Here is a 19,198-nt window from a genome sequence, read left to right as displayed (position 1 = left end):
TAGGGAGCACGCCATGCAGATCTGGGTCGGCCTCGGAAATCCCGGACCGCGCTATGCGCTCCACCGGCACAATGTCGGCTTCATGGCGGTCGATGTGATCGCGGATATGCATGACTTCGGCCCGGTGCAGAAGAAATTCTCCGGCTGGGCGCAGGAGGGCCGGATCGGCACGCAGAAGGTGCTGCTCTTGAAGCCTGCAACCTTCATGAACGAGAGCGGCCGCGCGGTCGGCGAGGCGCTGCGGTTCTACAAGCTGGGCACCGAGGCGCTCACCGTGTTCCACGACGAGCTCGATCTGGCGCCCTTCAAGGTCAAGGTGAAGCAGGGCGGCGGGCACGCGGGCCACAACGGCCTGCGCTCGATCGACCAGCATTGCGGGGCCGAGTTTCGCCGCATCCGCCTCGGCATCGGCCATCCGGGCCACAAGGACCGCGTCACCGGCCACGTGCTGGGCAATTTCGCCAAGGACGAGCAGGACGATCTGGTGGCGATGCTTGGCGCGATTGGTGCCGAGGCCGACTGGCTGGCCAAGGGCGATGACGTGCGGTTCATGAACGACGTGGCGCTCAGGATGCAAGGCTGAGGCGCAGCCATGAACCGCGTCCTCATCATCGGCCCCTGCGGCTCAGGCAAAAGCACCCTCGCCCGCGAACTCGCGCCGCGCATGGGGTTGCCGCTTGTCCACATGGATCAGCTCGGGTGGCAGTCCGGCTGGGTCGAGACCGAGAAGGCAGAGCTTATCGCCCGGGTCGCCAAAGCGGTCGCGGGCGAGCGCTGGCTGATCGAGGGCAACTACGGGAGCACCCTCACCCCGCGGCTCGCGCGGGCTGATACGGTGATCTATCTCGATTTTCCGCGCCGCGTGTTTCTGTGGCGTCTGATAAAACGGATATTCACCCACCGAGGCCGCTCGCGACCGGATATGCCGGAAGGCTGTCCAGAGCGGTTCGATGCGGGTTTTTTCTGGTATGTGTTGAACTGGAATTCCGGCCCGCGCGTGCGCACAGAAGCCAAGTTGGCGGATTATGGCGGCACGCTGATCCGGCTCGCCAGCCCCGCAAAGCTTGCGCAATGGCGCAAAGCCAATAACCTTGGCTGATCCCGTTCCAGCCAAGGATCGCCCCCGATGACCCTCGATCGCCGCACCCTGCTTGCCGGAGCCGCCGCCACAGCCACTCTGGCCGCCAGCGTCCGCGCGGCAGATCCGGTGTTCCAGCCCGACATCAGTCTCAAGGGCAAAAGCGTGCTGATAACCGGGTGCTCTTCGGGCTTCGGACGGCTCGCGGCGGAACTGCTGGCACGGCAGGGAGCCAAGGTGTTCGCAACGATGCGCGCCCTGCCCCGCCCCGAAGCCGAACAGCTGCGGATCATGGCACTGAACGAGCGGCTCGATCTGCAAGTGATCGCGCTCGATGTGACCTCCGACCAGCAGGTCGCCGAGGCTGTCGCTCAGGCCGAAATGGCCGCAGGCGGCGCCATTGACGTCCTGGTCAACAATGCAGGCATCGGCATCACCTCGCCCGTCGAGGTGCAGGACATGGAAGCCACCCGCCTGATCTTCGAGACCAATGTGTTCGGCCCGCACCGCATGGCGCGCGCGGTGTTGCCGGGGATGCGCAAGCAAGGCGCGGGGCAGATCATCCAGATTTCAAGCCAGCTTGGCCGGGTGATTGCGCCCTATAGCGGGCACTATTCCGCCACCAAATTCGCGCTTGAGGCAATGAGCGAGCAGCTCGCCTATGAGCTGGTTCCGCACGGGATCGATGTCACGGTGATCGAGCCCGGCGGCTATCCCACCAAGGTGTGGGTCAATCGCAATGCCTATTCGCTGGCGCTGAAGGACCGGGCCGAGGCGCGGCACACCGAAGGCTATCCGCAGCAAGTCGCGCGGATGGGGACGGAAGACGGGTCGGGCCGCACCAATGATCCTGCCGATGTCGCCCGCGCGATTGCCGCGCTGATCGCCCAGCCCCCCGGCACCCGCCCGCTGCGCCTGCCGGTTGCAGGTGGCAGCAAGCCGCAGGTGCCGATCAACGCGGTGACCGCGCAGGTGCAGACCGAATGGCTGGGCAATTCCCCCTTTGGCCCGCTGGTGCGCGGCGTGCATGAGAGGTGAACGCCTCTCTCCCGTTCATGCTGAGCTTGTCGAAGCATCGCATTTCTCTATAGGCGCGAGCCTTGACCAGTAAGCACGGCCCTTCGACAAGCTCAGGGCGAACGGTTTAGAGAAAGATACATCATGGGTTTCCGTTGCGGGATCGTCGGCCTGCCCAACGTGGGCAAGTCCACTCTGTTCAATGCGCTCACCGAAACGCAGGCGGCGCAGGCGGCGAATTATCCCTTCTGCACCATCGAGCCCAACGTGGGTCAGGTCGCTGTGCCGGACGAGCGCCTCCAGAAGATCGCCGCCATTGCCAAGAGCGCCAAGATCATCGAGACCCAGCTCGGCTTCGTCGACATCGCCGGCCTCGTGAAAGGCGCGAGCAAGGGCGAAGGCCTTGGCAACCAGTTCCTCGGCAATATCCGCGAGGTCGATGCGATCGTCCATGTGCTGCGCTGCTTCGAGGATGACGACATCCAGCACGTCGCCAACAAGGTCGATCCCATCGCGGACGCCGAAGTGGTCGAGACCGAGCTGATGCTCTCCGACCTTGAGAGCCTCGAAAAGCGTGTTCCCGCCGCGGCCAAGCGCGGGGCAGCGGGAGACAAGGAAGCCAAGGCGATGGCGAGCGTGCTGGGGCAGGCCTTGGAGCTGCTGCGCGAAGGCAAGCCCGCCCGCCTGACCGTTCCCAATGATGACGAGGAAGCGCGGCTGTTCAAGCAGGCTCAGCTGCTGACCGCCAAGCCGGTGCTCTACGTCTGCAACGTCGCCGAGGAAGACGCGGCGACGGGCAATGCGCTGTCGGCCAAGGTGTTCGAGAAGGCTGCGGCAGAAGGTGCCGAGGCCGTGGTCGTTTCCGCCGCAATCGAGGCCGAACTGGTCGCCATGCCGGTGGAAGACCGCGGCGAATTCCTTGAAGCACTGGGCCTCACCGAAAGCGGGCTGTCGCGCGTGATCCGCGCCGGGTACAAGCTCTTGGGCCTCAAGACCTTCTTCACCTGCGGCCCCAAGGAAGCCCGCGCCTGGACCTTCCCCGATGGCGCGAAGGCGCCGCAGGCAGCAGGCGAAATCCACTCCGATTTCGAACGCGGCTTCATCCGCGCCGAGACCATTGCCTACGAGGATTATGTGACGCTCGGCGGCGAAGCGGGCGCGAAGGAAGCGGGCAAGCTGCGGCAGGAAGGCAAGGAATACGTGGTGCAGGACGGGGACGTGCTGCTGTTCAAGTTCAATGTTTGAGGCCTAGTGCCGCCCGAACAGCTTCTCGACATCTTCCATGCTGAGCTTCACCCAGGTCGGCCGCCCGTGATTGCACTGGCCTGAGCGCGGCGTCGCTTCCATTTCGCGCAGCAGCGCGTTCATCTCGGCAACGCTCAGGCTGCGCCCTGCCCTGACCGAACCGTGGCACGCCATGGTCGCCAGCACCAGTTCGAGCCGCTCGGCCAGCAGCAGCGCGCCCGAGTCCTCCTGCTTGCCGTGCTTGGCGATGTCGTCGGCAAGGTCGGTCAGCAGCTTGGCGGTATCGGCCTTGGCGATGGCAGAGGGCACCGCGCGCACCAGCATCGCGGCCGGGCCGAAGCGCTCGATCACAAGGCCGTAACGTGCCAGGCCATCTGCTGCGTCCTCCAACCGGTCGCAATCGACCTCGTCCATCTCGACGACATCGGGCACCAGCAGCGCTTGGCTGCGGCGCACGCTCTCGTCCGCTCCGGCGGCGCGCAGGCGTTCGAGCACGAGGCGTTCGTGCGCCGCGTGCTGATCGACCAGCACGAGGCCGTCTGCGGCTTCGGCAACGATATAGGTGCCCGCAACCTGCCCGCGCGCGATGCCGAGGGGGTATTGGCGCGCTTCCTCGGGAACGGGGGCGGCGGGTTCGGCGCGGCCTTGAGGCATGGCGAAAGCAGCCGACGCTTCGCGCAACAACAATTCCCCCTCCCCTTCAAGGGAGGCGCCGGGGGTGGGCGCCGTCTTGGGTTGTGCAGGATTGGAAAGTCCCCACCCCAACCCCTCCCCTGAAGGAGAGGGGCTAAAAGGCTCCGCCTGCCACCTTTGCATCGCGGCTCGGTCCGGCCCCTGCGCCGACCGCCGGTCGCCCGTGGCCAGCGCTTGCCTGAGGCCCGATACGATGAACCCCCGCACCCCCGCCGAATCCCGAAACCGCACTTCGGTCTTGGCCGGGTGGACGTTCACATCGACATCCTGCGGCGGCAGATCGAGGAACAGTGCGAGCACCGCGTGGCGATCGCGCGCGAGCATATCGGCGTAAGCCCCGCGCACCGCGCCCACCAGCAGGCGATCCTTGACCGGACGCCCGTTGACGAAAAGATATTGATGGTCGGCCACGCCCCGGTTCCAGGTTGGCAGGCCCGCCACGCCGGTGAGGCGCATCACCCCGTGCGGTGTGTCGCGTTCGAGTTCGATCGGAACCGAATTGTCCTTCAGCTCATGCGCGATGATCCGCGCCACGCGGGTCGCCAGCGCCTCGCCCGCCTGCAGGTTCAGGACAGTGCGCTTGCCCCCCTCCCCCAGCGTTTCCAGCGTGAAGGCCACATCCGGCCGCGCCATCGCAAGGCGGCGCACCACGTCGAGGCATGCGGCATATTCGCTCCGGGCCGAGCGCAGGAACTTGCGGCGCGCGGGCACCTTGGCGAACAGCTCTTCCACCCTGACCCGCGTGCCCGGCGGGAGCGCAGCGGGCTCGTCGGCCAGCACCGCCCCGTGATCGGCCACGCGCCGCCAGCCTTCGGCAGCGCCAGCCTCCCGGCTCTCGATGGTGAGGCGCGCGACGCTGGCGATGGAGGGCAGTGCTTCGCCGCGAAAGCCGAGGGTCGTCACCAGCTCGATCGCGCCATCGGGGCCAATCAGCGAATCGGGCAGCTTGGAGGTCGCGTGCCGCTCCAGCGCCAGCGCAATGCCTGCTGGCCCCATGCCATGACCGTCATCGACCACTTCGATGCGGGTCAGCCCGCCGTCCGCCAGCACCACTCCGATTCGCCGCGCGCCTGCATCAATCGCGTTCTCGAGCAGCTCCTTCAATGCCGCAGCCGGGCGTTCGACCACCTCGCCGGCGGCGATACGGTTCACAAGTGACGAAGGCAGGCGGCGGATTTCGGGCATTTGTCGCAAGCTAGCGATGGCCGGACGCAAATTCGAGGCCAACCCCGGCAAAATCACCGTTGCAGTGGACAAATATTTTGGCCTTTTGCGCACGGATTCGCTAGGCGCGCCCTGTCATGTCATAACCGGGTCGAATTCCCCGCCGCAGTTGCCAAGCCTCAGCGGCCCGAGGCGCCTTCCCGCTACCACTGGAACACTGTCACCAATGAGCTTCCTGACCGATCTCTTCAAATTCCGCTCGCAGAACATGGCGATCGATCTCGGCACGGCCAACACGCTGGTCTATGTGCAGGATCAGGGGATTGTCCTGAACGAGCCTTCCGTGGTTGCCATTGAGACCATCAACGGCATCCGCCGGGTCAAGGCCGTGGGCAATGATGCGAAGATGATGATGGGCAAGACCCCGGACAGCATCGAAGCCATCCGCCCCCTGCGCGATGGCGTGATCGCCGACATTGAAGTCGCCGAGCAGATGATCAAGCACTTCATCCAGAAGGTGCACGGCAAGAAGTCGATGTTCCGCTATCCCGAAATCGTGATCTGCGCGCCCTCGGGCTCGACCTCGGTCGAACGCCGCGCGATCCGCGATGCGGCCTCGAATGCGGGCGCATCGGACGTGCACCTGATCCTCGAACCCATGGCCGCTGCCATCGGCGCGGATATGCCGGTGACCGAACCGGTTGGCTCGATGGTGGTCGATATCGGCGGCGGCACCACCGAAGTCGCCGTGCTCTCGCTGCGCGGCCTTGCCTACACCACCTCGGTGCGCACCGGGGGCGACAAGATGGACGAGGCGATCGTCAGCTATGTCCGCCGCCACCACAACCTTCTGATCGGCGATGCCACGGCCGAGCGCATCAAGAAGGATTACGGCATTGCCATGATCCCCGAAGATGGCGTGGGCGAGACCATCACCTTGAAGGGCCGCGACCTCGTCAACGGCGTGCCCAAGGAAATCACGATCAATCAGGCGCATGTCGCCGAGGCTCTCAGCGAACCGATTGGCGCGATTGTCGAGGGCGTGCGCATCGCGCTTGAGAACACCGCACCCGAACTCGCCGCCGACATCGTCGATCAGGGCATCGTGCTCACGGGCGGCGGCGCGCTCATCCGCCGCCTGGACGAGCACCTGCGCGAGGAAACCGGCCTGCCGGTCTCGGTCGCCGAAGACCCGCTGACCTGCGTCGCCATCGGCACCGGACGGGCGATGGAAGACCCGGTCTATCGCGGCGTGCTGATGACCGCGTGAGCCACCGCCAAGCTGACCTGAAGGGACTCTAAGCCATGGCGCCCCCCTCTTCGCGCCGCTCGGGCTTTTCGAAGAAGGCGCAGTATTCGCTGTTCACCGGCTATGTGCTGGCCGGTGGATTGGCGGTGCTGGGCGCCGGCTTGCTGGCGCTGTCGCTTTGGCAACCCTCGGCCTTTGCGCCGTTGCGCGGAGCGGCCAGTGATGTCGTTGCCCCCGCGGGCACCGCCGCCGCGGTCACGCGATCGGGATCGCAGGGTTTCTTCGCCAGCATTGCAGGTTACTTCAACGCCGGCTCGCAAAACGCCGAACTGCGCCGCGAGATGGAATTGGCGCGGATCCGGCTGGCAGAAGCCGAAGCGGTCAAGGCCGAGAATGCACGCCTCAAGGGTCTGCTGGGCCTGCGCGACAGCGAGGTAAAGCCGGTTGTCATGGCCCGGCTGGTCGGATCGACCACCACCAGTGGCCGGCGTCACGCCTATCTCGGTGCTGGCACGGCCAGCGGCGTGTTGCCGGGTATGCCTGTCGTCTCGGAACGCGGCGTGATCGGCCGGGTGCTGGAGGCGGGCCGCAACTCGTCGCGCGTCCTGCTGCTCACCGACAGCGAGAGCGTGCTGCCGGTCCGGCGCGCGAAGGACAATGTCATCGCCTTTGCCGAAGGTCGCGGTGACGGGCTGCTGCGGATCCGCCTCGTCAACCTCGGGATCAATCCGCTCAAGGTCGGCGACATGATGGTGACCAGCGGCGCAGGCGGTTATTACCGGCCGGGGGTGGCGGTCGCGGTGATCGCGAAGATCACGCCTGACGGCGGCATCGCCCGTCTGGTGGCCGAACCGGCCGCGACCAGCTTCGTCGCAGTCGAACCGGTCGCCCAGCCTGCCGCCGTGTCCGAACTGACCGAGCCGGACGGAGGTAACGCGCCTGTTGCAGGCCCGCCCGCGGCTCCTGCTGCTTCCCCGGCTGCCACACCATCTGGAACCTCGCCGACCGGCACCGGAGGCGAGTGATGGAGCGGCTCGATCCCCGGGCGCGATCGGACATCTATGGGCGGCGGATCAACCGCGCGCCCTATCCCTGGCGCGTGCGCAGCGTGCCTTATGCGTCGATCATGCTCGGCTCGCTGCTCCCGGTGCTGCTGATTGCCGATGTCATGCCCTTGCTGCCACCGCTCGGGTTCCTGCTGCTGCTCGGCTGGCGCATGGTGCGCCCCGGCCTCCTGCCCTTATGGGCCGGCGCGCCGCTTGGTGCTTTTGATGATCTGGTGAGCGGTCAGCCCTTTGGCTGCGCGATCCTGCTGTGGTCGCTGGCGATGATCGCGATCGAGGTCATCGAGACCCGCTTCCCCTGGCGCGGCTTCTGGCAGGACTGGTTCACCGCCGGGGTCATGGCCGTGCTCTACTGGTTTGCGGCTCTGCTGCTGTCGGGCGCATCCGTGACACCCGAGATGATTGTCGTCGCCGTGCCGCAGGCGGCAATGGCGGTGCTGCTCTATCCGGTTGTTGCCCGCATTGTTGCGGGGCTCGACCGGTTCCGGCTTGCGCGCGCGCGGAAGCTCGACTGATGAAGATCCCCTTCCTCGCCGACGGCCCGAACAAGCCTGCACGGATGATCAACGCCTCGATCCTGCGCGCATCCTTTGAACGGCGCGCGGTGGTGATCGGTGCGATCCAGGGCGGGATTGGGCTGCTGCTGGCTGGGCGGCTGGGTTATCTGGCGATTGCCGAGAACGAGAAATACCGGCTCGAATCCGAAAGCAACCGGGTCAATCTCACGCTCATTCCGCCGCGCCGGGGCTGGATCCTCGACCGCGACGGGGCAGCGCTGGCCTCGAACCGCGCCGATTTCCGGGTCGACCTTATCCCGGAGCGGCTGGTGGATGCTGATGCGACCATCAACCAGCTGGGCGAACTGCTGGCGCTCGAACCGGCGCGCATCGCCGACATCAAGGACAAGGTCAGCACCGCGCGCGGGTTTCAGCCGGTCGAAGTGGCGAGCGGGCTGCGCTATGAACAATTTGCCGCGCTGAGCGTGCGCTTGCCTGACCTGCCGGGCGTTGTCCCGCAGCGCGGATTTTCGCGGTTCTACCCGACCGCCTCCAGCGTCGGTCACCTGATCGGCTATGTCGGCCCGGCCTCGGCCGAGGAGTATGAGAAAGACCCCAACCCGCTGCTGATCACGCCGGGCTACAAGATCGGCAAAGATGGCCTTGAAAAGCAGTTCGAAAAGGAACTGCGCGGCGTGCCCGGTGCGCGGCGGGTGGAGGTGACGGCTGGCGGACGGATCGTGCGCGATCTGGAAACCCGTGAGGACGTGCAGGGCAACCCCATCCGCCTTACCATCGATGGGCCGCTTCAGGATTATGCCGCTCGCCGCATCGGGCTCGAAAGCGGCTCGGTGGTGGTGATGGATTGCCGCACCGGCGATCTCTTGTGCATGGCCTCGATGCCGAGCTTCGATCCCAATTCCTTCTCCGACGGGATCGGCGGGGTGGAATATGCGATGCTGCGCGATGACGAGCGCGTGCCGCTGCGCAACAAGGTGCTGAAAGGCCTCTATCCGCCCGGATCGACCGTCAAGCCGATGGTGTCGATGGCGCTGATGCAGGCCGGCATCGACCCGGAGGAGACCGTCCATTGCGGCGGCGGGCTTCGGGTGGGCAACCGCGTGTTCGGTTGCTGGAACCGCGGCGGCCACGGCGCGACCAACATGGCCAAGGCGATCTACCAGAGCTGCGACGTCTATTTCTACGCCATGGCCCAGCGCATCGGCATGGATCCGATTGCGGCGATGGCGCGGCGCTGCGGGATGGGACAGGAATTCCCGCTGCCCGTGATCAGCCAGTTCTTCGGCACCGTGCCTGATCCGGCATGGAAGATGAAGAAGTGGGGCCGCGAATGGCAGACCTTCGACACGGTCAATGCCACGATTGGTCAGGGCTATATGCTCTCCAGCCCGCTGCAGCTGGCGGTGATGGCCTCGCGCCTTGCCACCGGCAAGCACGTCATGCCGCGCCTCACCCTCGACACCAAGCCGCAAGGGTTCGACAAGATCGACTTCCCCGCCGAGCAGGTCGAATATGTGCGCAAGGCGATGAGCGACGTCGTCAACGGCCCCGGCACCGCAGGCCGCGCCCGCCTGCCGATCGAGAACACGCTGATGGCGGGCAAGACCGGCACCGCGCAGGTCGTCTCGCTGTCGATCTCGAACGGCAAGTCGGGCCCGTGGAAGTATCGCGACCACGGGCTGTTCATCTTCTTCGCCCCCTATGACAACCCGCGCTATGCCGGGGCGGTGGTGATCGAGCATGGCGGCGGATCGGGCGCGGCCTACCCCATCGCGCGCGATGTGATGACCTTCCTGTTCGATCCCGCCAAGGGGCTGGAGGCGCTCGCCGCGCTGGAAGCCGGATGGGGCGGCACCGCGCAGCAGCGGCTTGAGCGGCGCTATGCCGCCTATGCGGCCGAGCGCGGAGCCAGTGTTAGCCGCCCGCCACGCCGGGACGAGGAGATCCTCGACCGCGTCGATGCCGAGGCCCGCCGCGCCGCGACACAGACTGATGCCATCGCTGGCGAAGTGATCGCGCCGCGGCCTGAGGCCAACCCGTCGGGCACGCCCACCGGCACTGCGCCCGGCGCTGCTGCGCCGCCCCCTGCTCCCACGACGCCTACCGCGCCGCCGTCTGCGCCTGTGGAGATCGGCGAATGAGCACGCTGACCACTCGCACCGGTATCGTGCCCGAACCGATCGCCCGCCAGCCCTGGGAAATGCTGATCCCGCTGCTGCTGCTGACCGCTTTTGGCGGACTGGTGCTCTATTCCGCCGGCGGCGGGGCGATGCAGCCCTTTGCGCTGTCGCACTTCATCCGCTTCGGCGTGTTCGCCGTGATGACGGCGATCATTGCCTCGCTGCCGCGCGATGCCGTCCGGCTGCTGACCTATCCGTCCTATCTCGCGGTGCTGCTGTTGCTGCTCGCGGTCGAGATCGTCGGTCAGGTTGGCGGCGGGAGCCAGCGCTGGCTCGAAGCCGGGCCAATCCGCATCCAGCCTTCGGAACTGATGAAGCCGGCCGTGGTGCTGGCCATGGCGCGGTTCTATGAGACGCTGCCGTCAGGCATGATCGGGAGCTGGCGCTCGGTGGTGCCTGCCGGCGGCCTGATTGTCCTGCCGATCTCGCTGGTGCTGCTGCAGCCCGATCTCGGCACGTCGGTCGCGATTGCCTTTGGCGGCGTGGTGGTCATGTTCCTGGCGGGCCTGCCCTTGTGGTGGTTTCTGCTGGCAGGCGGCGCTGGCGTTGCTGCGATGCCATTGGTCTATTTCTTTGCGCTCCACGATTACCAGCGCGCGCGCGTGACGACCTTCCTCGACCCGGAAAGCGACCCGCTCGGCGCGGGCTATCACATCGCGCAATCCAAGATCGCGATCGGATCCGGGGGCATTTTCGGCAAGGGCTTCAATAACGGCACGCAAAGCCATCTCGATTATCTGCCCGAACCGCACACCGACTTCGTCTTTGCCACGATGGCAGAGGAATGGGGTCTGGTCGGCGGGTTGTTCGTGCTCGCGATGTACACCTTGATCCTCAAGTGGGGCTGGAAGGTCGCGAGCGAATCGCAGGATCGTTTCTGCGCGCTGCTGGCGGCAGGGGCGACGGCGACGATCTTCTTTTACATTGCCATCAATCTGCTGATGGTGATGGGCATGGCCCCGGCCAAGGGCATTCCCCTGCCCTGGATGAGCCACGGGGGCTCGTCGATGATGACGAACATGATCTGCATCGGGCTGTTGATGATGGTCAACCGCTGGAACCGCGAAGCCCCGCGCCGTGGTCTGGCCTTGTGATTTGCCGCAATTGCGAAAAAGCCCCTTGCCATACGAATGAGGCGCGCTAAATGCAGCGCCTCACGCGAATCGGGACACGGCCTCGCCGCCCGGTTTCGCAGTCCGACCTGGTCGGAATGGACGCATAGCTCAGTTGGTAGAGCAGCTGACTCTTAATCAGCGGGTCCTAGGTTCGAGCCCTAGTGCGTCCACCACTCCTCTAAAATCTGGCTGCATTGCGGGGGTTTCGCCATCAGGCGGAGTGGCGTTGGTTCATCCGGCAATCGACCGCGTATCCGGTGGTCGGGGCCAACCTGTAAGCGCATGACTGCTCAGATCTGACGCGGCTTGCGCAGTTCGCTCGGCGGGGCACCGAACCAGCGGCGGGTGGCACGGCGCAGACTGCGGGCTTCGGAATAGCCCAGCCCCTCGGCGAGGTCTTCAAGGCCAATCGAGGCCTTCAGGGCGGCGAGGGTCTGTTGCTGGCGAACATGGCTGATCAGCCCGCGATAGGAGTGCCCTTCCTCGGCGAGGCGGCGGCGCAAGGTGGCGACCGAAACGCCCATCGCCGCCGCCAGCGTCGGCTGGTCGAGCGGAGCCTGCCACAAGAGATCAAGCACCTGTTCGGCCGTGCTGGTGTGTGCCAGCGGCTCGGCGGTAATCTGACGATAGGTCTCGAACAGCAGATTGGGCCAAAGCTCGAACCGATCGGCGACGATCGTGAGATCCGCCGCGCTGGCAGGGTAGACCAGCTCGATATCCTGCCCGCGCCGAACCACCGGGCAGCCCAGCAGCGCAAACATCGCGCCACTCCCCGGCGCATCGTCGCGCGGCGCGATCAGGCGGCGCGGCTGGAGCTTCTGCCCTGCCATCCAGCAGCACGCGGTGTGGAGCACCACCACCACCATTTCGACATAAAGCCGCCGCTGGATCGGCACATCGGCCGTGCCGGGCACACGCAGACGAAGGTCATGGCCGCGCCGCACGGCGAGTGGCAGATCGGGCCAGACGATCCGCGAGGCCGCCGCCAGTCGCACAAGCCCCTCGCCCAGATCCTGCCCCAGTCGCATCGCTGCGAGCAGGAGTTCGAAGCTGCCGTCAGGCACGGTATCCGGCCCGAGCGCGTGCCGTTCGTCGCCGGTCTGATCGATATTGTTGCGCAGCAGCCGCCAGAAATCGAGATGCCCGATCGGTGTGCCGTCATCGGGCAGTCCGGCCGCGAGCAGCATCGCACGCGCCCGGACATCGCCGAGCAGGGTCGCAAGAAAGGCGAAGGGGATCTGCGCACTCATGTCATCATTCTCGGCCAGCGCCTTGCGCTTGGCAATGACTGATTTGAGCGAAAATGTCCGCTTTGGTCGCGCGCTGCTGTCCTTCCCGCGCTCTGCATCGGCACCCTAGTCTTGCTGCAAAACACAGCAGAGGGGAGGCGTGCAATGCGCAGAACAATCTTCGGGAGTGCGGCGTCGGTGCTGGCGCTGGTCGCAGCGTCAGGTGCCGCGGCTCAGGATGCCAGCGAGGGAGCCGACAGTGCCGCGCAGGCCGAGCCGGACGAAATCATCGTCACCGCTGAGCGGCGCAGCACCAGCGTGCAGGACACGCCGCTTGCGCTCTCGGTGCTGGATGGCGAGGCGTTGCGGCAGGGCGGCAATCAAGGCCTTACGGAACTCGCCCAGAAGGTGCCAAGCCTCAGCTTTGCACAGAGCTTCGGTATCGCGCAGATCTTCATCCGCGGGGTTGGCAACAACTTCTTCTCGCCCGGCGGCGATCCGGGCGTGGCGACCTATGCCGACGGGGTGTATCTGTCCGATCAGGAAGCGACCGCGGTGGCGTTTCTCGATCTGGAGCGGATCGAGGTGCTGCGCGGGCCGCAGGGCGCGCTCTATGGGCGCAATGCGACGGGCGGCGCCGTGAACCTCGTCTCGGCCGCGCCGACCGACAGCTTCGAGGGCCGCGTCGGCGTGCAATTGGGCGATTTCGGGCGGGTTCAGGGCGAAGCGGTGCTCTCCGGCCCGCTCGGCGGCGGGGTCACTGCAAGGGCGAGCGTTCAGTATCGGCGGCTCGGCGGCTTCACCCGCAACGAACTGGCCGATACCGCCGGCGCACGCGAACGGGGCGATGGTGAGGACAGCCTCGCAGGCCGCTTGCAACTCGCCGTCCCGGTTGGCGCAGGCCGCCTGCTGCTGACCGCCACCGGCTATACCCAGAACGATTCAGGCCCAGCGCTCAAGATCCTCGCCGATCCCTTCCCGCACCCGGCCGAGCTGCTGTTCGGCGTGCGCCCTTCCGCCGATCCGCGCAGCTTCAAGAGCCAGGGCGCGGAGAACCGGCGCGAGGTGTGGTCGGTGACCGGACGGCTCGAACAGCCGGTCGGTGGGGCCGAATTGGTGGTCATCGCCGACACGCGCGGGTCGGACAGGTTGATCACCTATGATCAGGACGGCACCGAGCGCAGCGTCAGCACCACCACGCTCGACACCGACAGCACCCAATCGAGCCTTGAGGCCTATGTGCAGGGCACCAGTGGCGGGCTCGACTGGCTGGCCGGGGCGACCTGGCTGCGCTTCCGCCAGTCCCGCGCGACGCTGGTCGATGGGGTCTTGCCGGCCGCCTTCCTCAACCCGGCATTGCCCGTCACCCAGCCCTTCCCCTTCGCCTTTGCAGGCGGCGGCACCGTCACCACCGAGGCGCTCGCCGCCTATGCCGACGGCAAGCTGGCACTGTCCGACACGGTCGCACTGCGGCTCGGCGGGCGGTATAGCGACGATGACAAGCGGGCGCGCGAGTTCCTGACCTTTCTTGCGCCCACCATCACCGGCCAGCAGCGCGATGGCTGGGGCGAGTGGTCGGGCAAGGCGGGGGTCGATTTCACGCCGTCCGATGACGTGCTGCTCTATGCCTCGGTCGCACGCGGGTTCAAATCAGGCGCGCTCAATGTCGGCGCCTTTACCCCGGCGGTCGACCCGGAGATCAACGTCACCATCGAGGCCGGCGCACGGCTTTCCGGGCCGGGATGGACGTTCAACCTCACCGGATACAGTTCCGATTATGACGATCTTCAGATCGTGCAGGTCGGGCCGCTCAGCCAGATCCTCGCCAATGCCGCCTCGGCGCAGATTAAGGGAATCGAGCTTGAGGCGAGCGTCAAGCCTGCGCCCGGCCTGACGCTGGGCCTGTCGGGCAGCTGGATGGATGCCGAATTCGGCAGCTTCATCTCCACCGACCAGCGGCGCGGGTTCCAGCCCTTTGATGTGTCGGGCAACCGCCTCCCCCTCACCTCGCGCTGGCAGGGCACGGTCTCGGCCCGGTATCGCGCCGATCTGGCGGGCGGGAGCCAGCTCGATTTCAACGGGGCGATGCAGTGGCGCTCGGAATACTTCTTCACCGAATTCAACACCGCCGATGCGCGGCAGGGCGGCTTTGCGCGGTTCGATCTGGGCGCGGTGTGGACCAGCCCGGACGGCGGCTGGGCGGTCAATGTCTTCGCCCGCAACCTGACCGACCGGCGGGTGCTGTCCAGCCTCGCGGTGGTCTCGCCGCTGCTCGGATCGGTGCGGGTTGCCTCGCTTGAGCCGCCGCGCCATTTCGGCATCGGCATCGAGCGGCGGTTCTGATCGCCATGCGCCCCGAACTGGCAGAGATTTTCGCGCACCTGCGTCAGCAACCGGATGCGGGCGTCGACCCCATCGCCGCAATGCGCAGCATGGTTGAGGGTTACGCGATGGGTTGCGCCGGAGAAGGCATGGCCACCTGCCGCATGGTTCCGACCCGGATTGGCGACCTTGCGGCCGAGTGGCTGGTTCCGCCTGCGCCCGGCGATGGGCGGATCGTCTATTGCCATGGCGGCGGATGGGTGGCGGGTTCGCTGAACAGTCACCGCACGCTCGCCGCCGAACTCGCCCATCTCAGCGGGTTTCCCGTGCTGGTGCCCGACTACCGCCTCGCGCCCGAACATCCCTTCCCTGCCGGTTTGATCGATTGCGCGCAGGCGCTGGCCCATGCGGCCCAGCACGGCCCGGACGGGCCAGGCGCGTGCGGAGCGCTTGCGCTGGCCGGGGATTCGGCAGGCGGCAATCTCGCGGCGGCGCTCGCCCTTGGCCTTGCCCCGATGGCCGACGTCCCGCGCCCGGATCGGCTGGTGCTGTTCAGCCCCTTCCTCGCCCTTGAGCCGCTGGAGGCAGGTTTCAGCCGCCCGGCGGACGATCCGGCCGTGGAGGGCGATGGGATGGCGTTGGTGGCCACGCTCTATGCCCCCGATCACAACCTGTCCGACCCCGCAATCAGCCCGCTTCGGGCAGAGGATTCCGCCCTCGCCCAACTGCCGCCGACGCTGATTCTGGCCAGCACGGCCGAAACCTTGCGCGGGCAAGCGCTGGTCTTTGCGCAGAGAGCCTGGGGGCAAGGCGCGACGGTGCGCCTGTCGCTGTGGCCCGATCTGCCGCACGTCTGGCCGATCTTCATGGGCAAGCTGCCCGAGGCCGACCTCGCGCTCCGCGAAGCCGCCGCCTTCCTGCGCGGTCAATCGCGAGCATAGGATAAGGACGCACTGGGGCACGGCGCCGAGCTTTGCGCAAGCCAAGGCTGATGCCGGGAACCTGCCTCACGCAGCCGCCTGATTGGCGCTCGCTTGCCGGGCGTGTTTCAACAGATCGGCAAATGCGCCATATACGACCGCATGATCGCATTCGGCCCCATGAGCATCACGCTGCTGATCTGCGCGATGCAGGGGGTCTTGCTGGCCGTGCTGCTGGCGCGCACCAAGACCAACCGCGCGGCCAATCGCTGGCTGGCGCTACTGATCGCAGCCGTTGTCGCTCTGATGACGCCCTATATCATCGGCTATGCCGGTTTCTACGATAGGTGGCCGTGGCTGAGCTTCGCGCCCGTATCCCTGACGCTTGCATTCGGGCCGTTGCTTTACCTCTACACCGTCTCGCTGGTCGAAGCGTCCCCGGCACGGGTCTGGCCACACTTCTTGCCGGTGACCGTGCAATTTCTCGCCTATGCGCTGGTCTTCCCCTTTCCCCTGCCGGTGAAGGACCGCTGGAACGATGCCGTCCACGAACCTTTCATCGATCCCGCCTTCGACTTTGCCGCGCTGGTCAGCATCGCGGTCTACGGCGCGATCGCATACCGGCGCTATCGTACCTATCGCCAATGGCTGGACGAAAACCGCACCGACAGCGTTGATTTCGATCCGGTGTGGATCCGCAATTTTCTCGTCGCGCTGGTGACGACCGGGGCAATCTGGGCGGGGTTCCTGATCGCGAAGCGGATCGATCCGGCGCGCGACTATTTCGACCAGTTCCCGCTCTATGTCGGCTACAGCCTGCTGGTTCTGTATCTCGGCATCGCTGGCTGGCGCCATGCCGAGACACGGTTTCCGCAGGCGCTCGCACCGCCCGAGCCCGAGCCCACGCCGCCTGCATCTGCGCCGCTGCGCGATTGGGCCGCGCAGGGTGAGGCGTGGATCGCGCGGATCGACGCGGAGCAATTGTGGCGCGATCCGGCGCTGACGCTTGCCAGTCTCGCCCGGACGCTGGGAACCAACACAACCTACCTGTCGCGCGCGCTGGGAGCAGCGTCGGGCGAGAACTTCAACGCTATCATCAATCGCCGCCGGGTTGCGGCCATCCAGGCGCTGCTGGCCGTGCCGGGCGAGGAGCGCGATTTGCTGACACTTGCGCTTGATGCCGGGTTCAATTCCAAGGCGAGTTTCAACCGCGCTTTCCGGGAATTTGCCGGAATGAACCCGAGCGCGTGGCGTTCCAAATCGCAAAAATCTCTTCCCGTTTGAGGATTGAGGCGCGGGCTGGAGCCTGTGCGGGCAATTGCGGCGGCATCCCTGAAAGATGGAGCCCTCCCGATGAAGCACCTTGCCTATGCCGCCGCCATGCTGGCCCTGCCACTGTCCCTGACCGCCCCCATCGCCGCGCCGCTTGCAGCGCAGACCACCGATCAAGCGCGCTACAGCCCGCGCATCCTGAGCGCCGAGCAGGCGAGCCGCGATGTGGCCTTGCTGCGCCGCGCGCTCGAAACCGTGCACCCGGGGCTCTATCGCTACAGCGACAAGCCGGTGATCGATGCCGCTTTCGCCCGGCTGGAAGCGGCAGCGGCGGCTCCGATCACGGAACTCGCGCTTCATGCCGAGATCGCCCGGCTGCTCGCCGTCATCCACTGCGACCACACCAAGGCCGAAATGTCGGAGGCGCTCGATGACTTCCGCACCCGCAATGCCACCCACCTGCCGCTACGCTTTCAGCTGATCGAGGGACGGATGATCGTCGTCTCCAGCGATGGCCAACCGGGCGCACCGCCCGCGGGGAGCGAGATTCTTGCCATCAATGGCAAGCCCGTGCCGGCGCTGCTGCTGCAGCTTGCCCCGCTGGTTGCCTATGATGGCACCACCGATCAGGCGATCGCCGCCAAGCTTGCCGATGACAGCGATCTGATGGGCGACGACTTCAACGAGAACTACCCGGCGCTCTTCGGTTTTCCCGAAAGCTGGCAGATCGAATGGAAGGTGCCTGGAGCACTGACGTCCGCCACCGCCACACTCAAGCCGATCCGCTTCGCCCAATGGACCGCGCTGGCCGGGCCAGGGGCGAAGTATCGCAGCGAATTCTACAATGCGATCACCTGGCGGATGAGCGGCAAGACCGCCCGGCTCGGCATCGACACCTTCGTCAATTACCGCAATCCGGTGCAGGCGAGCGCCTTCCTGAGCGGGTTCTTCGCCTCGATGAAAGAGGCGGGGACAGACCACCTGATCCTTGATCTGCGCAATAATGGCGGGGGATCGGAGGATGTCTCGGTGGCGCTCGGGCGCTATCTGATCGACCGGCCCTTCACCTGGTCAAAGCCGATCCGCTACAAGGCGGTGCGCTATGGCGATCTGCCCGACTATTTCGAGACATGGGGGGACCGCGAGGCGCGCTTCAATCCGCCGCTCGATGCATTCACCCGGAGTGCCGACGGCTGGTATGACCGCATCCCGGTGCTGAGCGGAGAAGCCGTCAGCGATGGCGACAGCACCTTCGAGCAACAGCCCATCCGTGACCTCGCCTTTCGCGGGCGGCTCACCATTCTCAGCGGGCCGCGCAACGGATCGGGCGCCACTCGCACCATCGCGCAGCTCAAGGAGAAGGCGGGTGCCGTCATCATCGGCGAGGACAGTGCGGGCAGCGCAGAAGGGCCGACATCGGGCAGTATTTTCCTGCTGAAGCTCCCCGAAAGCGGGATCAAGGTGCGCATCCCCGAAGCCTGGAACCGTACCAACATCGCCAGCTTCGTGCCCGGCAAGGGGGTGCCGGTCGATCAATTGGTGGTGCCGACGCTTGCGGATCTTGAGGCGGGCCGCGATCGCACTCTGGCCGTCGCGCGCGGTCAGATGCCGACAAGCGCCGAAGCTGGCGCGCTGCTCGCCCAGGCTTTGGCTGGCGACTGGAGCGGGACGCTCGACTATCGCGACTATGGCAATGATGCGCGTCAGACCTTGCCGACCGTGATGCAGAGCGACGGACAGGCGCTCGCGTGGACATTCGACGATGGCCCCGGCAAGACGGTTCGCTCGGCCGAGACCTGGCTGATCGATGCAGCAGGCAAGACTGTCAGCATCACCAGCGGTGCGAAGCCGTCCGGACAATGGAACCTCGCGGAAGCACGAAGCGCGGCAGACGGCAGCGCGCTCACGATCGTGCTTGATGGCACCATGACCGAAAATGGGCAGGTGTTGCTCGCACGCAAGATTGTGACGCGGGATAGTGGGAGGCTGCGGATTACCACGCTGACACGGGCTGCCGGGGCGCCGTTCCTCATGCGGAACAGCTACGACCTGCGCCGGAAGGAGGGGGCATGACCGGATCGGTTGCGGCTGCGCAGGGCATCCGCGCCTGCCATATTGATGAGGAACAAGCC

General features: G+C 66.2%; 15 protein-coding genes and 1 tRNA gene. 14 read left to right on the top strand and 2 right to left on the bottom strand.

The features are described 5' to 3' along the window. Window positions 1–13: 13 nt before the first annotated feature. The 4 genes from pth (at window position 14) to ychF (ending at window position 3,340) form a co-directional block, all read left to right on the top strand. Window positions 14–583 (top strand): aminoacyl-tRNA hydrolase, encoded by a 570-nt coding sequence (gene pth / locus PS060_RS13705; protein WP_273983914.1) that lies wholly within the window; start codon window positions 14–16, stop codon window positions 581–583. A gap of 9 nt (window positions 584–592) precedes the next feature. After that, a complete protein-coding gene (locus PS060_RS13700) occupies window positions 593–1,099 on the top strand; it encodes an AAA family ATPase (protein WP_273983913.1) in 507 nt (168 codons plus the stop codon). A 27-nt stretch (window positions 1,100–1,126) separates the two neighbouring features. Continuing rightward, the gene (locus PS060_RS13695; protein ID WP_273983912.1) at window positions 1,127–2,116 is read left to right on the top strand and encodes an SDR family oxidoreductase; all 990 of its coding nucleotides are present in this window, start codon (window positions 1,127–1,129) and stop codon (window positions 2,114–2,116) included. Between the two features lie 123 nt (window positions 2,117–2,239). Beyond that, entirely contained in the window at window positions 2,240–3,340 is a 1,101-nt protein-coding gene (ychF, locus tag PS060_RS13690) for a redox-regulated ATPase YchF (RefSeq protein ID WP_273983911.1), read from the top strand. A 3-nt stretch (window positions 3,341–3,343) separates the two neighbouring features. Here ychF and mutL read toward each other — a convergent pair whose 3' ends face one another. Beyond that, window positions 3,344–5,218: a DNA mismatch repair endonuclease MutL gene (mutL, locus tag PS060_RS13685; protein ID WP_273983909.1), complete on the bottom strand. Its 1,875-nt coding sequence runs from the start codon at window positions 5,216–5,218 to the stop codon at window positions 3,344–3,346. Window positions 5,219–5,423: 205 nt separating this feature from the next. On the opposite strand from mutL, the gene PS060_RS13680 reads away from it, so the two are divergent. The 6 genes from PS060_RS13680 (at window position 5,424) to PS060_RS13655 (ending at window position 11,496) form a co-directional block, all read left to right on the top strand. Then, complete coding sequence (locus PS060_RS13680) at window positions 5,424–6,467, top strand: rod shape-determining protein (protein ID WP_273983906.1); 1,044 nt, start codon at window positions 5,424–5,426, stop codon at window positions 6,465–6,467. Between the two features lie 35 nt (window positions 6,468–6,502). Continuing rightward, window positions 6,503–7,471 carry a rod shape-determining protein MreC gene (mreC, locus tag PS060_RS13675; protein ID WP_273983905.1) on the top strand — a complete coding sequence of 323 codons (969 nt, stop codon included), beginning with the start codon at window positions 6,503–6,505 and terminating at the stop codon, window positions 7,469–7,471. Further along, the gene (locus PS060_RS13670) at window positions 7,471–8,025 is read left to right on the top strand and encodes a rod shape-determining protein MreD (protein WP_273983903.1); all 555 of its coding nucleotides are present in this window, start codon (window positions 7,471–7,473) and stop codon (window positions 8,023–8,025) included. Before mreC ends, PS060_RS13670 begins: the two co-directional genes overlap by 1 nt. After that, window positions 8,025–10,169: a penicillin-binding protein 2 gene (gene mrdA / locus PS060_RS13665; RefSeq protein WP_273983902.1), complete on the top strand. Its 2,145-nt coding sequence runs from the start codon at window positions 8,025–8,027 to the stop codon at window positions 10,167–10,169. Before PS060_RS13670 ends, mrdA begins: the two co-directional genes overlap by 1 nt. Further along, the gene (rodA, locus tag PS060_RS13660; RefSeq protein ID WP_273983901.1) at window positions 10,166–11,302 is read left to right on the top strand and encodes a rod shape-determining protein RodA; all 1,137 of its coding nucleotides are present in this window, start codon (window positions 10,166–10,168) and stop codon (window positions 11,300–11,302) included. Before mrdA ends, rodA begins: the two co-directional genes overlap by 4 nt. 118 nt (window positions 11,303–11,420) lie before the next feature. Next, a tRNA-Lys gene (locus PS060_RS13655) sits at window positions 11,421–11,496 on the top strand. A 117-nt stretch (window positions 11,497–11,613) separates the two neighbouring features. Here the strand turns inward: PS060_RS13655 and PS060_RS13650 are convergent. Then, a complete protein-coding gene (locus tag PS060_RS13650) occupies window positions 11,614–12,573 on the bottom strand; it encodes an AraC family transcriptional regulator (RefSeq protein ID WP_273983900.1) in 960 nt (319 codons plus the stop codon). 144 nt (window positions 12,574–12,717) lie between these two features. Here PS060_RS13650 and PS060_RS13645 point away from each other — a divergent pair, with 144 nt between their 5' ends. The 4 genes from PS060_RS13645 (at window position 12,718) to PS060_RS13630 (ending at window position 19,139) form a co-directional block, all read left to right on the top strand. Then, a complete protein-coding gene (locus PS060_RS13645) occupies window positions 12,718–14,895 on the top strand; it encodes a TonB-dependent receptor (RefSeq protein ID WP_273983898.1) in 2,178 nt (725 codons plus the stop codon). Window positions 14,896–14,900: 5 nt separating this feature from the next. Further along, window positions 14,901–15,815, top strand: a complete 915-nt coding sequence (locus PS060_RS13640; protein WP_273983897.1) for an alpha/beta hydrolase — start codon at window positions 14,901–14,903, stop codon at window positions 15,813–15,815. 141 nt (window positions 15,816–15,956) lie between these two features. Continuing rightward, window positions 15,957–17,078 carry a helix-turn-helix domain-containing protein gene (locus PS060_RS13635; protein WP_273983895.1) on the top strand — a complete coding sequence of 374 codons (1,122 nt, stop codon included), beginning with the start codon at window positions 15,957–15,959 and terminating at the stop codon, window positions 17,076–17,078. A 69-nt stretch (window positions 17,079–17,147) separates the two neighbouring features. Further along, window positions 17,148–19,139 (top strand): S41 family peptidase, encoded by a 1,992-nt coding sequence (locus PS060_RS13630; RefSeq protein ID WP_273983894.1) that lies wholly within the window; start codon window positions 17,148–17,150, stop codon window positions 19,137–19,139. Window positions 19,140–19,198 lie beyond the last annotated feature (59 nt).

Source organism: Erythrobacter sp. BLCC-B19 (assembly GCF_028621955.1).
Lineage (GTDB): Bacteria > Pseudomonadota > Alphaproteobacteria > Sphingomonadales > Sphingomonadaceae > Erythrobacter.
Note: the sequence above shows the minus strand (reverse complement) of the source record. Positions and strands in the feature narration are given on the sequence as shown.